General features: G+C 38.2%; 10 protein-coding genes, 2 tRNA genes and 1 pseudogene. 9 read left to right on the plus strand and 4 right to left on the minus strand.

All coding sequences use genetic code 11. The features are described from left to right. Nucleotides 1–3 precede the first annotated feature (3 nt). The 3 genes from ACYIAR_RS06135 to ACYIAR_RS06145 all read left to right on the plus strand — a co-directional run bounded on the left by ACYIAR_RS06135 (nt 4) and on the right by ACYIAR_RS06145 (nt 3,390). Nucleotides 4–2,970, plus strand: coding sequence for a PEP/pyruvate-binding domain-containing protein (locus ACYIAR_RS06135; protein WP_480332775.1), 2,967 nt, complete (start codon nt 4–6; stop codon nt 2,968–2,970). A 261-nt stretch (nt 2,971–3,231) separates the two neighbouring features. Then, nucleotides 3,232–3,304 (plus strand) — tRNA-Phe (locus ACYIAR_RS06140). A gap of 12 nt (nt 3,305–3,316) precedes the next feature. Beyond that, nucleotides 3,317–3,390, plus strand: a tRNA-Pro gene (locus tag ACYIAR_RS06145). Between the two features lie 212 nt (nt 3,391–3,602). Here the strand turns inward: ACYIAR_RS06145 and yidC are convergent. Both yidC and ACYIAR_RS06155 read right to left on the minus strand, forming a co-directional pair. Next, nucleotides 3,603–5,504, minus strand: a complete 1,902-nt coding sequence (gene yidC / locus ACYIAR_RS06150) for a membrane protein insertase YidC (RefSeq protein ID WP_480332777.1) — start codon at nt 5,502–5,504, stop codon at nt 3,603–3,605. Between the two features lie 13 nt (nt 5,505–5,517). Next, nucleotides 5,518–7,128 (minus strand): CTP synthase, encoded by a 1,611-nt coding sequence (locus ACYIAR_RS06155; protein WP_480332779.1) that lies wholly within the window; start codon nt 7,126–7,128, stop codon nt 5,518–5,520. Between the two features lie 342 nt (nt 7,129–7,470). On the opposite strand from ACYIAR_RS06155, the gene ACYIAR_RS06160 reads away from it, so the two are divergent. Further along, complete coding sequence (locus ACYIAR_RS06160) at nt 7,471–9,006, plus strand: DUF3078 domain-containing protein (protein ID WP_480332781.1); 1,536 nt, start codon at nt 7,471–7,473, stop codon at nt 9,004–9,006. Here ACYIAR_RS06160 and ACYIAR_RS06165 read toward each other — a convergent pair. Beyond that, a complete protein-coding gene (locus tag ACYIAR_RS06165) occupies nt 8,990–11,986 on the minus strand; it encodes an AAA family ATPase (RefSeq protein WP_480332783.1) in 2,997 nt (998 codons plus the stop codon). The genes ACYIAR_RS06160 and ACYIAR_RS06165 overlap by 17 nt on opposite strands. Further along, a complete protein-coding gene (locus ACYIAR_RS06170; RefSeq protein ID WP_480332785.1) occupies nt 11,983–13,239 on the minus strand; it encodes an exonuclease SbcCD subunit D in 1,257 nt (418 codons plus the stop codon). The genes ACYIAR_RS06165 and ACYIAR_RS06170 overlap by 4 nt, the downstream gene beginning before the upstream one ends. A 228-nt stretch (nt 13,240–13,467) precedes the next feature. Between ACYIAR_RS06170 and ACYIAR_RS06175 the strand changes: the two are divergent. The 5 genes and pseudogenes from ACYIAR_RS06175 to istB form a co-directional block, all read left to right on the plus strand. After that, nucleotides 13,468–13,784, plus strand: a pseudogene (locus tag ACYIAR_RS06175) (mobilization protein); the annotation flags it as partial. 198 nt (nt 13,785–13,982) lie between these two features. Further along, nucleotides 13,983–14,801 carry a carboxypeptidase-like regulatory domain-containing protein gene (locus ACYIAR_RS06180; protein ID WP_480332787.1) on the plus strand — a complete coding sequence of 273 codons (819 nt, stop codon included), beginning with the start codon at nt 13,983–13,985 and terminating at the stop codon, nt 14,799–14,801. Between the two features lie 429 nt (nt 14,802–15,230). Next, nucleotides 15,231–15,362, plus strand: coding sequence for a hypothetical protein (locus tag ACYIAR_RS06185; RefSeq protein WP_480331704.1), 132 nt, complete (start codon nt 15,231–15,233; stop codon nt 15,360–15,362). Continuing rightward, complete coding sequence (istA, locus tag ACYIAR_RS06190) at nt 15,353–16,795, plus strand: IS21 family transposase (protein WP_480332527.1); 1,443 nt, start codon at nt 15,353–15,355, stop codon at nt 16,793–16,795. The genes ACYIAR_RS06185 and istA overlap by 10 nt, the downstream gene beginning before the upstream one ends. After that, nucleotides 16,785–17,558 (plus strand): IS21-like element helper ATPase IstB, encoded by a 774-nt coding sequence (gene istB / locus ACYIAR_RS06195; protein ID WP_480331376.1) that lies wholly within the window; start codon nt 16,785–16,787, stop codon nt 17,556–17,558. Before istA ends, istB begins: the two co-directional genes overlap by 11 nt. The last annotated feature ends 12 nt before the right edge of the window (nt 17,559–17,570 follow it).

Consider the following 17,570-nt stretch of genomic DNA (forward strand, 5'->3'; position numbering starts at 1 on the left):
TTTATGAGCGGTATTCCAAATCTAAAAGAGTTGGTTCTGAGAGACACGCCTTTTGCCAATCTTATGAACAAGCGTATCTACAACGTACTATTGATTGCGACAAAATACGATGTTTTCATGCTTGAAGACGACGGGCGAGTTGATGAACAGATATTCAATGAATATACATCATTAAGTTTGCGCTATCCTCCACGATTCACACAGGTGACTACAGAAGAAGAAGCTTTGGCTGAGCTTAAGGACAGGAACTTCGAACTTATAATATGTATGCCGAATATGGACCACAGGGACATATTTTCAGCTGCAAAAGAAATAAAAGTTCACTACCCAAACATACCGATAGTAGTTCTTACTCCTTTTTCCAAAGAAGTTTCAAAGAGGGTTGCCAATGAGGATCTGAGTGCCATTGACTATGTGTTCAGTTGGCTTGGAAACACAGACTTGCTACTTGCCATAATCAAACTTATCGAGGACAAGATGAATGCTCCGGAAGACGTGGCAAGCGTAGGAGTTCAAATTATACTTCTTGTTGAAGACTCTATAAGATTTTATTCATCCGCTTTGCCGCACCTCTACAAGTTTGTCCTTGAGCAAAGCCAGGAATTCTCGAAAGAGGCACTCAACGACCACCAGCGCACATTAAGAATGCGCGGAAGACCAAAAATTAAACTTGCCAGAAACTATGAGGAAGCAATAAGAATATTTGAACAATACAAGAACAATATATTAGGAATAATTTCAGATATGAGTTTTATGCGCGAAGGAGCAAAAGATCCTTTTGCCGGATATAAATTCGGACAATACGTGCGTAAAACCGGATTGATTATTCCTTTCATACTCGAATCTTCCGAAGCCAGCAACGAGGTTTATGCCAAAGAGCTAAGCGCATCTTTTATCGACAAAAACTCAAAAAGCTATCCGCAAGATTTGCGAAAGAAAATAATGCAGCGCTTTGGGTTTGGTGATTTCGTAATTCTCAATCCCCACACAAAAGAAGAAATCATGAGGATAAAAGACCTGAAAGACCTTCAGGTAAAAATTTTCCAAATACCGGACGATTCACTGGTATATCACTTAAGCCGAAATCATTTCTCACGTTTCTTCTATTCAAGAGCGATGTTTCCGCCTGCAGAAGTGTTGAAACATGTTGATGTTTCTGATTATAAAAACATGGACGAGGCGAGAAGATTAATTTTCGACCTTATTGTGCAATACAGAAGGATGAAGAATGCCGGAGTTGTTGCCATATACCAGAAGGAAAGATTTGACGAATACAGCAACTTCGCACGTATTGGTGACGGTTCTCTTGGAGGAAAAGGGCGTGGTCTGGCATTTATCGGAGCGATGATAAAACGATATCCAAAGTTGGATCATGAGAATTTCCAGGTTAATATTCCAAAGACTGTTGTTATCTGTACGGATATATTCGATGAATTTATGGAAACAAACGAATTATATCCGATAGCATTAAGCGATGTTGACGATGCAACAATTCTGAAATATTTCCTTCATGCTAGCTTACCTAAAAGGCTTATTGAGGATTTGATGGCATTCTTTGATGTTGTGAAAAGTCCGATAGCGGTCAGGTCATCCAGCTTGCTTGAGGATTCGCATTATCAGCCATTCGCCGGAATATATTCTACATATATGGTTCCTAAGATTGAGGACAAATATGAGATGCTCCGAACTGTCAGCAATGCCATAAAGGCTGTCTATGCTTCTGTTTTCTATCGTGACAGTAAAGCATACATGACGGCAACCTCAAATATCATTGACCAGGAAAAGATGGCCGTTGTATTGCAGGAAGTAATAGGAACACGATATAACAATCATTTCTATCCTACCATTTCCGGTGTTGCACGCTCTCTGAATTTCTATCCTATAGGCAACGAAAAAGCAGAGGACGGAATTGCAAATATCGCTTTAGGTTTGGGTAAATACATCGTTGACGGAGGTGTGACATTAAGATTCTCACCAAGACATCCGCACAATATTCTTCAGATGAGCACTATGGATTTTGCATTGAGAGAAACTCAGACAAGATTCTATGCTCTGGACTTGGATAATATGGCTGAAGACTTTGACACTGACGATGCATTTAACCTCGTAAAATTAAACCTAAAGAACGCAGAGGCTGACGGTTCGCTAAGATATATAGTTTCCACATATGACCCGTATGACCAGATAATCCGCGACGGTTTCTATCCTGGCGGAAGAAAAATCATATCATTCGTCAATATCCTGCAGCACGATGTCTTTCCTTTGGCTCAGACATTAGATCAGATATTGCATATCGGACAAGATGAAATGGGTCGTCCTATAGAAATTGAGTTTGCAGTAAACATGGATATAAATGACCCTAAAAAGGCAACATTCTATCTTCTGCAAATAAGACCTATTGTGGACAATAAAGAAGTTATGGAAGAAGATCTTTCATTGGTAAAGAATGAAGATACGATTCTTTCATCAACTAGCGTATTGGGTCATGGCATCGTAAATGATGTAAAAGATATTATATATGTAAAGAGCGAAGCATTCAATTCTGCCAACAATCAACTCATAGCTTATGAGATTGAGAAACTGAACAGAGCATTTACCGAACGTTCGGAAAGTTATATCCTTGTTGGTCCGGGCAGATGGGGAAGCAGCGATCATTGGCTTGGTATTCCCGTAAAATGGCCCCATATCAGTAATGCGCGGGTAATAGTTGAATGTGGCTTGGAAAACTACAGAATCGATCCTAGCCAGGGAACTCATTTCTTCCAGAATCTGACATCTTTCGGCGTAGGTTATTTTACAATAAATCCATTCAAAGGCGACGGATGGTTCGATGAAGAATATCTCAACAATATTCCGGCAGTCGAGGAAACTCAATATCTGCGCCACGTAAGACTAGAAAAGCCTATGATTATAAAAATGGATGGTAAAAGAAGCTTGGGCGTCGTAATGAAACCTGATCAGAATAACTGAAAAGACGGATTATTTTCATATCAGGAATAATATTTAGGTCCGGACCCGAATAGTTTTGGAGTCTGGACCTAAATATTATATTAAAGGATATACTTTCCTCTCTATTTTATTCAAAATACACAAACCTGTTTATCAGATAATTAATAAAATCAAGAAAAATTTTATCAAAAAAAAGTCTCAGAAATATTTGCAGATTAAAAAAAAGTCTATACCTTTGCACCCGTAATCGAAACAACAACGGTTACAACGCAAAAACAAAATGGTGCCATAGCTCAGTTGGTAGAGCAAAGGACTGAAAATCCTTGTGTCCCCGGTTCGATTCCTGGTGGCACCACTTTCAAAAGCGCGGGATGTAGCACAGTTGGCTAGCGCGCCACGTTCGGGACGTGGAGGTCGGAAGTTCGAGTCTTCTCATCCCGACACAATAAGAGTTAAATACTTACTCAAATAAGTATTTAACTCTTATTTTTTTATACCAAATCCAAGAACATCCACAATCTTATAATAGGTTTTCTGAAACAATTAATATTCCTACTTTATTTTGCCTTTAAACCAGGCATACATTTACAAGAAAGGCTGCTATATTTCTCTTGAATATAGCAGCCTTTCGCTAATAATATATGTAATCTCTATTATCTGCGTTTGTTGCGTTCACGCTCTTCCTGCTGACGTCTCAAAGTTTCCTGCTGGATTTTCTGAGCTTCTTCCAAACGCTTCAAGAATCCTGATTTCTTAACAGGACGACGTTTGTTTGCTTCAAGTTTAGCCAACAGTTTTTCTTCATCAACAGTGTAGCGGAAGAATAATGTCTGCGCAATAGTAACCAAAGTAGAAATGAAATAATAATATGTCAAACCAGATGCATAGCTATTGAAAATAAACAAGAACATCAACGGCATCATATACATTACCGCTTTCATTCCCGGCATCTGCTGCTGACCAGTATTGGTCATTTCCATATTATATTTTGTATAAACAATATTAGTTACAGTCATCAACAAACAGAACAAACTGATGTGATTGCCAAAGAATGTAGAAATCAAAGGAATTTGAGCATCCCAGCTGACAATAGCATCATATGTTGACAAGTCGTTTGCCCAAAGGAAGCTTTCATGTCTCAATTCAATAGCTGAAGGGAAAAACATGAAAAGTGCAATCAAAATAGGCATCTGCAACAACATTGGAATACATCCGCTCATAGGACTTGCACCAGCACTGCTGTAAAGTTCCATAATCGCACGCTGCTTATCCATTGCCTGATCAGGATTAGGATACTTAGCATTGATTTCCTCAACCTGAGGACGAAGAACTTTCATCTTAGCAGATGACATATATGATTTATATGTCAATGGCAACAATATAACCTTAACGATAATAGTCAACAAGAAAATTATCAATCCATAACTTGAGATAAAGCTTCCCAAGAAGTTAAACAGAGGAATTATGAAATACTGGTTAACCCAACGGAAAATACCCCAACCAAGAGGAACAAGCTTTTCCAAATGAGGTTTTTCATCGCCAGACAAGTTATCATTGTAATCTTTCAACAAAGCAAACTTGTTAGGAACAAAGAAAAACTGGAAATCCGTAGATTCAGCACCTTTCAGATCAAAAGGAACAACAGCCTTTGATGAGAAATGCTTCATATATTCTCCTTCCTTATACATATGAGAATCTAAAGATACATTCTCCATACCCTGTTTTGACAACAGCACTGTTGAGAAAAACATATCTTTATATCCAATCCATTGCAACTTTTCTTCTGGTTTCTTGCTATCGTTGCTTGTTTCACTTAAGTAATCAGGATCATCACTTACAGGCTTAAAGTGCAAACCAACATAACGGTCTTCAAACTTTCTTCCCTTTTCCTGCTGACGGATATCCTGCTCCCACATCAAAGACAAAGCATTTGTTGATGGAGACAGTTTTCCATTCAAGCCATTTCCTTTGATTGAAAAATCCAAAACATAGTCATTTTCTCTCAAAGAATAAACAAAGTCCAGAGAACTTCCGTTACCTGCATCAAGACGCATAGTCACAGAGTTAGCATCACCTTTCACCGGTGTAAAGTAAAAGTCGCCAGTGTTAATAAGACGATTTGACGCAGTAGCAAAAGAAAAGTCCATCTTAGCCTCTTCTCCATCGAACAATACCAAAGGCTGACCATCATATCTGTCATATTCTTTCAATCTGGCTGAAGCAACAGTACCACCTTTTGTTGACAACTTGATTTCGACCAAATCATTTTCAAGAGTAACAAATTCTTCCGTGCCAGTCAATGATTTTGCAAAATCACCAAAATCATTCTGTAAACGGGTCATTCGAACTGAGTCAGGCAAAGAAGCCAATTCATCAGCAGGCGAAGCTTCAACCTTATCCTTAAGCTCCTGCTCTATTTTCTGCTGCACCAAAGCAATTGAATCCTGATAGCGACGCTGAGCTTCCAATTGTTCGGCAGTTGGTCGGTTAAACCAACTGTAGCCGAACAACACAACTCCTATCAGAACAAATCCAATAATTGTATTTTTATCCATCTATTCTTTTGTCTTAGTTTTTCTTATTATCAATTGCAGCTTTCACAAAGCTCAAGAACAATGGATTCGGATTCAACACTGTACTATTATATTCAGGGTGATACTGAACGCCAACAAACCATTTCAAAGCAGGGATTTCCACAACTTCAACCAAGTTTGTTTCAGGGTTCTCACCTGTACACATCATACCTGCAGCTTCAAACTGTGAGCGATATTCGCTGTTGAATTCGAAGCGGTGACGATGACGTTCCTGAATATGTTCTTTTCCATAAGCTTCTGCAGCTTTAGAACCTTTACGCAACACACAGTCATAAGCGCCCAAACGCATAGAACCACCCATATTGGTGATATTCTTCTGCTCTTCCATAAGGTCAATAACTTTGTGAGTTGTGTTTGGTTCCATTTCTGTAGAGTTTGCATCTTTGAAACCTAACACATTGCGGGCAAATTCAATAACCATACACTGCATACCCAAACAAATACCCAAGCAAGGAATATCATTTTCACGAGCATACTTTAATGCAGCAAATTTACCCTCGATACCACGCTGACCAAATCCTGGAGCAATCAGGATTCCATCCATATCTTTAAGCTGCTCAGCTGCATTTTCATCATTCAGCTTTTCAGAATGGAACAAATGCAAATCCAACTTATGATGGTTGTAAATTGCAGCCTGAAGCAAAGACTCATCAATTGATTTATATGCATCCTGAAGTTCAACATACTTACCAACAAGTCCAATCTTCACAGACTCTGTAGCAGATGATTTAAGTGCCAAGAATTCTTTCCAAGGTTTAAGTTCCGGTGTAGGACCTACTTCCAAACCTGTTTTTCTCAAGACAATCTCATCCATCTTCTGTCTCTGCAACACAAGAGGAACTTCATAAATTGTAGGAACGTCGATAGACTGGATAACAGCATCTTCTTCAACATTACAGAACAATGCTACCTTACGAAGCAAATTGTTATTCAGTTCATGCTCTGTACGCAAAACCAAGATATCAGGCTGAATACCTAATTCCTGTAACTGCTTTACTGAATGCTGAGTCGGTTTTGTCTTGTATTCTTTAGCAGCAGCAATATAAGGAACATAAGTCAAATGTACACAAATACAATTCTTACCTAATTCCCATTTCAGCTGACGCATACTTTCAATAAACGGAAGAGACTCTATATCACCAACTGTTCCTCCAATTTCAGTAATAACGAAATCAAACTTATACTTTGAACCAAGCAATTTTACATTTCTCTTGATTTCATCTGTGATGTGAGGCACAACCTGAACAGTTTTGCCCAAATAGTCACCCTTGCGCTCTTTATTAATTACGCTCTGATAAATACGACCAGTCGTAATGTTGTTTGCGCGTGTTGTAGGCACATTCAAAAAACGTTCATAATGACCTAAGTCCAAGTCTGCTTCATGTCCGTCAACAGTAACATAGCATTCTCCGTGTTCATACGGATTCAATGTACCCGGGTCAATATTAATGTATGGGTCAAACTTCTGGATTGTTACTTTATAACCCCTTGCCTGAAGCAATTTACCCAATGAGGCTGAAATAATTCCTTTACCTAATGAAGAAACTACGCCTCCCGTAACAAAAATGTACTTTGTATCTGCCACGATAGTAATATTTTAGTTTTCCAAAAAATCGGATTTATGCATTTTAAAGCGCAAATTTAGTGAATTTTCCGCACAGACAAAAAAGGTTTTTACTTTAAAAACAAATTTAAACAGACTCAAAATTTAAAGCTCAACAATTGGATTGTTATATAATTAATGTATTATACTAATAATTGATTAAATCTAAGATTTAACACTCTACAGTTTTAACTGATTATCAGATAATATGAACAAATTGAAAATATATTTTGTTTATGTTTAAAACTGAGCATATAGAATTATATATAGTTTTTTTAGTAATTTTGCATTGTGTTAGATTTGGTCACACGAAATGATGTTAAGATGAAAAAGTTATTTTCAGTTATTCTTCTTTTAAGCTTAAGTTTGTGTAATATACACATCTTTGCACAAGACACTACAGTCTTTAGCACTTCATCTTTTTCTATACAAATTAATGATGAAGAAGAACAGCAAGACACTACTATTTCCAACGGCTCTGTTGATTTGGAAAACATTCCTGACTTGCGTACTAAATTCAATTCTCTAAACAGCCAGTATTCCGTTCCACAAGCTCTAGGGAAAAAACTTGAGGAAATAAAGAATGCAGACAAGCTAGAAATGTCTGAAGAGGCTCTGTATTGGATAAACAAAATGTACGACAGAAGTAATGAATTCGATTCATTTACTACGTTTGCCGATACAATAATTATAAATCCTCTATTCATGCCGATTACATTTGAGGGAAATTTCCTGCCTAAGGATCTTTCATTCTTCAGTATGGATTCTGTAATTCCAAAATATAATGTAAAACCTCTATATCAACCAGAAACTATATTCGCTGATTATACAAGAATAAGAAACAATCAGATTGCTACACATGAATATGTTGAACAGAATCATCCAGAATACTTCAGATATTCTTATAATATATTACCCAAAGATGCTGTCAAAACTAATGTCATAAAAAAACATATTTCAGGAGAAAATCTTATTGTAGTTAACAACGACGCTGACTTCAGCGATGTAACTGCTCCAACAAAATTTATTCCTGAAAGACGTTATTGGACATCTAGCTTCCAAAGTGATATCCAGTTTGCACAGAACTATATTTCTCCAAACTGGCATAAAGGTGGTACCAGCAACTTCAACTTGAACAACCGTGAATATTTTATTTACAACTATAATAAAGATAAAGTCCAGTTTACGAACGAACTTGAAATAAAAAACACAATTACAACAGCTCCGAACGACACACTTAGAAGCTACAAAGTGAGTGACGATGTTTTCCGTCTTCACAGCAACTTAGGTTTCAGAGCATTCAGTAAATGGTTTTATACTATCGATATGGAATTCAAGACTCAGTTGTTTAGCAGTTTCGGAGAAAATACTGAAACAAAACTAGCTGGTTTACTTTCTCCTTATAGTATAAACGTCGGTCTCGGTATGAAATATGATTTGGCAAAAACATTCCCAAATCCTAAGAAGAAGTTGACTATGTCTATAAACATAGCTCCTATTTCATATACATTCCGACAGACCATTGACAAAGATATTGATTTGAGCCGTCATTTCACTGCAGATAAAGTTACAGGAGAATATCCAACTAAGTTAAGCCAGGTCGGTTCCACAATCAATGCAACAATGACATTCCAGATTTCCAGAAATGTCAACTGGTATTCCCGTTTCTATTACAACACGAACTACCAGAGAATTGAAGGTGAATTCGAAAACCGTCTGTCAATGGCTATCAGCAGATTCTTCTCAACCATCATCACACTTAACCTAAGATATGATGATGGTGTTGCCAAGAATCCTGAATTCGACCGATATTTACAGATTAACGAACAGTTAAGTTTTGGTTTCAGTTATAAGTGGTAAGAACCTTTACTTCACTTCTACCATTGCCGGAGCGGATTACTTGTATTTGTACAGGAATCCGCTCTGTCATTTCACGGACATGTGATATCACACCAATCTTTCTTCCCTGAGTACGCAAATTCTCCAACGCATCCATTGCAACCGACAATGTTTCGGCATCAAGCGAACCGAATCCTTCATCGATAAACAAACTCTCAACTTTCATTCTGTTGGACGACAAAGAAGACAATCCCAAAGCCAATGCCAATGAAACAAGGAAAGACTCTCCACCGGACAAAGAATGCACGGAGCGAATCTCATCAAACATTTCCTTGTCGATAACCTGAAGTGCCAGTGTGTCCGGTATTCTCTCCAACCGGTATCTTCGCGAAAGACTCCTCAACTGCACGTTGGCATAATTAAGCAAAATATCCAAAGTATAACTTTGGGCGATACGCCGGAATTTGGCACCATCAGCCGAACCTGCCAAATCATTCAGTTTAGCCCATCGGTCATAATCCAACTGGGCTTTATCTATATCATTCTTCATACCGGCAATACGTAACAGATTTTCCTGATTCTTTCTCAATCGGAATTCTTTTTCGCCTTTCAACTGTCTCAACGCGGCAAGTTCTTCAGCAAACGGAACAGAATCGGAATTAACAGCAAATTCTTCATTCCATTTCTCCAAAGCTTTTTTGTTTTCCTCTATTTTCCTTTCAGCTTCAATTATCAGCACACCAAGCTGCTTGAGAACACCTTCTGCGCTGCTGGTCTGTTTCTGCAAATTTGTATTCTCCTCTTTCAATGCCGTTATGAAATTCCGGCGTTCTTTTATTCTGTCGTTATATTCTTTTTCAACATTATCTGCCGGTTTTCCGCCCAAAATGCTATTTCGTTCGTTCTTCCGGTTTTCATATTCCAAAGATTTCTCCTTTGAATATGCAGCTGCAGATTTCTCCTGTTCACGCAATTCAGGAAGCAGACCAGCCTCGATAGCTTTTATTTCAGCCTTTAGTTTGTCAAGCGCCTGCTCAGTTTTAGTTATCTCATCAGTTTTGTTTTTCCAATCATTCACGAATGATTCCAATGTTTTCTGAAATCCGGAAGCGTTGCGCAACCACGACTCCCGCCATTCCTTATGACCGAACAAAACATCGGCTTTAAGTAACTGCTCTTCCTGTTTTGCCTTTTCTTCGGATATACGCAAATTCAATGAAACAAGACTTTCTTCTAGAGATTTTATCTCCTGAGTATTTACATTTATCTTATTATCATACTCAAGTATGTTTTTCTGCAAATCGGCAAATTTCTTCCTCAAATCTGCTGCATTTTTCTCAACACTTCGATATTCGCTCTTGCGCTTTTCCAAAGCAGAAATTGATTCGGTAATTTCGGCAATTGCAGATGCCAGTTCAAGCATTTTCACTGCCTGTGCAGGCAAAGCGTACGGATGCTCCAGACTTCCGCACACCGGACAAGGTTTTCCCTCCGTCAAATTCTCCCGTAATTTCTTTATATCACCCGTAGTTGCAAAAGAAGCCTGTTCAACAAGCAATTTCTCTCGGACAGCCATCTTTTCCTTGATTTCACGGTCTAATTCGTCCGGATTATTTTTTTGCAAAATATCTTCAAGTTCTGATATACGCTTTTCAACAGCCACACAACTTTGCTGCTCTTTCTCCTTCTTTTCAAAATTTGCAACAACAAGTTTGCGCGCCTCAATTTCCGCCTTTTGTTTCTGATTTATTTCAGCGGACAATCTAGCACAAGTGTCGGACAAAGCTTTTGCAGATTCCAAATGCACAATCAACAAAGGATATTGCTCGGCAATACTTTGCTTAGATTTATATTTTTCTTTCCATTCATATAATTCACCCAGCAGGCGAGATTTCTCAGTTTCCGTTTTCTTCTGCAGCAAAAGATGAGCTTCTCCTTTTTTCAGTTTCTCCGAACAATCACCTAATCTTTTATCAGCCTCTTTTTTAGCCTCTGCAACTGATTTGAGCTGAGCGTCGAGTTCACGGGCTTTTAAAATCTGAGGGCGAACTGTTTCAAAATCCTTTTCCAGATTCTCCACTTCTACAGAAGCAGACTTCACATTTGTGTCTAAGGCAATAAGCTTTTCCCTGGACAAACGCAATTGCTCTTCCGTCTTGAATTTCGAATCTATCAATTCTTTATGCTGAACATTCAGCCTCGCTTCCTCTTCTTTTAGAGAATTCAAATCCTTTTCAGCCTTTTCCATTTCGGAAATACGTCCGGCACATTTCTGAAGCTCAGCATTTATTTCATTTATCTGCTCATCTTCCAATATTTCTATACCTTGAATCTGGGTCTGAACCTTTGCCAGTCTTTCTTCCGCCCGCACATATCCGGCGTAAATAGTCTTTGATATACGGGAATATATTTCTGTTCCGGTCAGTTTCTCAAGTAATTCAGCCTTGCTGCTCTGCTCAGCTTTAAGGAATGTTGCAAAATCATTCTGGGCTAGAAGAACGGAGCGAGTAAACTGTTCAAACGTAAGTCCGGAGAGTTCCACCACGCGCTTCAGCAATTCAGTGAATGTTCCTTTCTCTTCTTCATTGCGCGTACAATTATATAATGTATAAGAAGCTTTCTGCAACAGTCCGTCCACTTTTCCTCGTGCACGACTAATAGACCAACGTGCTCTGTATCTCTCACCATTCAAGGCAATAAATTCAACTTCTGCAAAACCGGAAGCCGTTCCACGACGCAAAATAAGTCGCGGGTCGTTCTGCGAAACAGTTTTGTCTGACACATCTCTGAGCGAAACACCTCTTTCCTTAGCTTTCTCAACTCGCGGAGTGTTGGCATATAAAGCAAGACAAACAGCATCCAGCAATGTCGATTTTCCCGAACCTGTCGGTCCTGATATTGAATATAATCCTGCCGAGCGAAGTGGCTCTTCTGTAAAATCCAAACAAAACTCCCCTTCAAGCGAAGCTAGATTCTTTCCTCTAATTATTTCTATTTTCATATCTCCACTTCTTTCATTACATCGTTGAACAATGCTGTCAATTCTTCAGACAATTCATTACCGTATTTGGAATAATAAGTACGGCGAAGCAAATCCAAAGGATTCATCTTCTGCAAATCGGCAAAAGTCTGAGGATTATCTTCTCCCTCTTTTTTATCAACATCGGGATATGTTACGGAAACTGTTGCCAGACGCACAGCCTTGTGCGATAATATTTCCTCAACTCTATAACGGAACGATGGGTCGGGCTCAGTGAACAGAACACGAACCTCAAGAAAAGGATATTCGGAACTATTATCACCCTCGGCAATCTCAGGCAATAATGACAATTTCTCTATCACATCCTTAGCCGGCATATGAACAGAAGGAACACGAAGGAGAGAAACTTTCCGAGGTATTTCCAATGATTCCACCGCAACACATTTTCCTCCATCCAAAGTTACAGACATCACCCTGTGATGATAATTCTGTTCGGCAAACGACATTGGCAAAGGACTTCCTGCATAACGCACGCTATCTTTCCCTCCCACTTTCTGAGATTTATGAATATGGCCTAAAGCCGTATATGCCACCGCATCCGTGAAGACTGTCGAAGAAACTGCATCTAATCCTCCAACCATTGTCCGCTCGCTCAAATCGTCGACAGACAATTCCGAGCCGGAAACATACAAATGCCCCATTGCAACCAATGCCTCATCTTCAGCCTTGAGCTCCAAAGCATATTCTATCAAATGCCTGTACATACGGCCTATTCCGGCAGCATAAGCATCTCCTTCAACAACTTCTCCCTCATCAGCACGAGGATAATCACCCTGACGGAGATATGGAACAGTAAGACACAAGGCTTCTCTCTTCCCTTCCTTATTATATAATGGTTGGATAAGCGATTCAAAATCTATTTCTCCTTCCTCATTGCGAGGGACAATTCCAGTCACAGAAATATTCATTTCCTCAAGAAGAGGAACAGGCGCCTCCAAGCGAGCCGAGGAATCATGATTACCGGCAATTATCACAATCTGCAAACCATCTACACGACGATGAGCCTCACTCAGAAAATTATAAAAACGGCGTTGTGATGCAGCCGAAGGATTTGCCACATCAAATATATCACCGGCAATAAGCAGAACATCGGCTTTCTCATTATCAAGCACGTCGAGCAGCCATTCCAGGAAAGCTTCATGCTCAGCCTCACGGTCATAACCGAAGAATTGTTGCCCCAAATGCCAGTCAGAAGTATGAATTAGTTTTATCATGTCTTGTTGTCTTTACTTACAAAAATAATCATTATAAAAGCAATTAAGAAAAAACATGAAGTATTATAAACTTAAAGCGATAAGATATTTTCTTGAAACTAAGACTTAGTTTTTATAATCTTAGATTTAGTTTTTATAAACTAAGATTTAATTTTTAAAAACTAAGGTTTAGATTTGAGAAGATATAGGGAAGTTATAGTTTGTATAGCTGTAATCTTTAAAGAAAAAATGTTCAAAGAGATGTTGAGAATTGGGGAATTATGCGCTGTTATCGGATTTACCAAAGATATGATTGAAAGCCTCTTGACAAAAAAAGAAGCCTACAATATAGTAGAAAAATTGATTCCGAAGAACACAGACGTAAGTTTGATATCAAAAATGATGTTTTCAGAATTAAGAAAAATCCGGTCAATGATAACAAATTAGTACAGACAATAAACGGGCAGTCAATAGGCGAATGGTTCAAGGAACAATGGGAAAAGTTAAGACTATGTTTGCGACAGCTAGAGGAGAAACCAAGAAAAAGTAGAGGATTCAGAATATAAGTGAAAAAGTACAGACCTTATTTATTATAGTCTATACTTTTTATAATTTTGCGAAGAGAATCAGTATTAATTTGGCTGAGACCGTAGGTATCGCAATCAATTTGAGGTTGATTAGGAAGACTAATAAGAATTTCCCTTCTGCCTAAACGATTGATACCATGAATTAAATAACTGATTATAACCTAATAAATAAATGCAATGAAATTATTAAGTATTTTAGTTCTGTTTTTTTGTTTGAATTCAACTATTAATGCACAAAAGCAAAAAGACATGGTAACAATAACAGGAAAAGTTTCTGACTATAACGGAAATCCTATTGGTAATTGTTCTGTTATGTTCCAAAATTCAAATTTTGATGTTCTCTTTGAAACGAAAACTGACGAGAAAGGCAAATATCAAATAAATATACAAAAAGGCAAATATAGTAACATAGGTGCTATAGATATGGATACTTATCCTCATACAATGAAAGCGGGAACAAATAGTGAAGATCTGAGATTGGAGTTTTGGGGCTGGAATTTTATTGCAGACAGAGATACAACCTTAAATATACAATATAACCGAATGGAAGCATACGGAGTGCACGCTTTTCAAATCCCCGGAGGTGTACCAACCTACCAGATTTATGTCCGTCCTATGAGCTTAACAAGATTTCTTACAAATAAAGGCATACAAGACGCTCAACATAAAGAGGATTTGTCAAATATTTCTCAAAAGTCATCTACTGATGCTGCCAAATGTGATAACCTAGCTCCAACAATTGATAAGGTAGGCATAAAAGTATGGATTGATGGAGAAGACGTGGATGTTTTGATGAAGCAGCAAATAAAAGAATATTATGAAGAAACTGAATACGGAATAGCTTACTATATAACAGTAAGTGAGCCTAAAAAAACGACAACACTGCCATATAAAATATTTAAGATAGAATTAACAGACCTGGAAAATGGAGATAGAGGAGAGGCAATATATTATCTTGAGAATACAAGTTATATAGAACATAAAATACAAGATTAAACGGCTACGTAAATAGAACTGTGTCAATTCTTTAATTGTTATCTGATTAAGTTCAGCATTTTATAGTAGATATTTGATTATCAGATATTTACAAAAAAATAATGTTTCCGAAAGTTGCTGGAACTATGATCTGACAGACAGCATGGTCTTCGGTACTTCTGCCCTTATACAATATGAATTTGAAATTTATCAATAAGTTTCAGACAATCACGAACATCTTTTGGCTGAAAGCCTTTAATTATATATGGAAAATATAAAGTCACTTGACCCACTATTATAAAAATCACCTGACCCACCTTTATAACCGAAACTGACCCACTTAGATTATAATAAAAATTGACCCTATAGAATTACCACATTTCAGTCTTGTTTTTGTACTTTAAAAAGCATTTTAACCCGGTATCATTAACCGAATAAAAATTTTAAAGAATGAAAATAAGAATCAAGCACATACTGCGGTGCTACCAGTCAGGAATGAGTATCCGTAGTATCAGTTCTTCTCTTCTGATTTCACGTAATACAGTAAACGGTATATCCGAATATACGAGGATATGGGTATAGAGCTGGAACGCCTGTTGAAAATGGACGAGCATCATCTGCATGAACTTTTCGGTACGGAGACTGACAACGAATCAACAGGATCTGCAGAGTATAAGTATCTTCAAGAACATATACCTGAGTACATTAAACGACTTAAATCCCGTGGAACAACAAGAAGGTCCTTGTATGAGGAGTATCTGAGAAACCGTCCCCAAGGTTACAGTTATTGTTCATTCTGCCTGTATCTCAGACGTGAAAGGGAGGTAAAAATACCGGTTGGACGCATAGATCATATAGCTGGTGATCAGATGTATGTGGATTTTGCCGGTGACAAACTTTATATTTCAGACAGGAATACGGGTGATAAGGTTCCCGTAGAAGTCTTTGCTGCGATACTTCCATGCAGTCAGATTACTTATTACGAGGCTGTACCATCGCAAAAGAAAGAATATCTTATCCAGGCATGTGAAAATGCTTTCCATTATTTTGGAGGTGTACCAAATGCCATAGTTCCCGACAACCTCAAATCTGCCGTAACAAGGCCCGGTGGAATAGAGCCTGTAATAAATGATGACTTTGCGGCATTTGCAGACCATTATGGTTGTGTTGTCTTTCCGGCAAGAGTGCGCAAACCCAAAGACAAGGCTTTGGTTGAAAATGCTGTAAGACTGCTTTACAGGGAGGTATATTCAAAGATGACAGGATTGAAATTCAATGATATTGAAGCCTTGAACATAGAAATAATGAAACATACTGACGCATTGAACAGCCGAAAGATGTACAACCGCAGCTACAGCCGTAGGGAGCGTTTCCTCGAGGTCGAGAAAGACAGGCTACATATATTGCCGGCAACAAGATTTATATCAAAAAACCGGAAAACGGCAACTGTCATGAAAAACAGTTATGTATCGCTTAACAATCACTATTACAGTGTTCCTAAAGAGTATATAGGCGATGCTGTAGAATTACTGTATGATGGGGACACAGTGGAGATATATCATAAATTCAGACACATAACGACACATCGCAGGGATGATACACCTTTCACTTATTCAGAAAAACCTTCCCATAAACTTCCCGGAGTACTACATGAATACAGAATCAGAATGGATGATATATACCGCAAGGCACGTGAAATAGACCCGGTAGTGGAAGAGTATATAAAGTTGGTGGCTGTTGCCAAAAAATATCCTGTTCAGGCTATACGTTCAGCTGATGGTATATTATGTCTTGTGGAATGTTTCGGACACGACAGAGTGGTTCTTGCATGCCAGATAGCAATGGAATCCTGCATGTTCGGGTTCAACGAACTTGAAAGCCTTCTGGTAAACAGGGAAGATGAAAAGTATCATATACAAATGGAGGGGCTTGCTCCTGAACTTACCCCTAAACACAGAAATCTCAGAGGTAAGGATTATTTTAACTCTAAAAATATGGATAAAAATGACAAGTAATAATAAAACAAACAGAACTGTCGGAAAAAATATGGACAGAATAATGGAGTTACTCTCCAAATTACGTTTTTACGGTATGCTTGAAACATACAGGAATGACTGCAGGACAACATCCTCTGATGGTATGACAAACGATGAGTTCCTGAAATGGCTTCTTGAAAGCGAGTATGATTACAGACGCAATGTAAGCATTGAGCGACTGATAAGATCTGCAAACTTCAGATATAAGGCATATATGGAAAAAATAGACTATACAATAAAACGGAACCTTGACCGGAACCAGCTCGAGAGACTTGCTTCTCTTGATTTTATAAGAGACGGACAGAATATTTTTATCACAGGAAGCTCCGGAACAGGTAAAAGCTATATAGCTTCAGCAATAGGATATGAAGCATGCAAAAATGGAGTCAGAACTTTATACTCCAATGCGTCAAAGCTTATGGGACAGCTTAAAATGGCCAAAAACAAGGGAACTATAGAATCTGAGATGAAAAAAATTGAAAAGTGTTCACTGCTTATTTTAGACGATCTCTTTCTTATAGGACTGGATGCCAGGGAAAGGTCAATACTTATGGAAATAATAGAAGACAGACACGGAATAAAATCAATCATAATAACATCACAACTTCCAGTTGAAAGCTGGTATGATGCAATTGGAGATCCTACTTTAGCTGATGCAATCCTGGACAGAATTGTACATACGGCACACAAAATTGAACTAACGGGAGATTCTGTAAGAAAGATTAATGCTAAAAAGAAGTAGTATCTGCTATAA

It is taken from the genome of Parabacteroides sp. KHUB-01 (genome assembly GCF_056640935.1).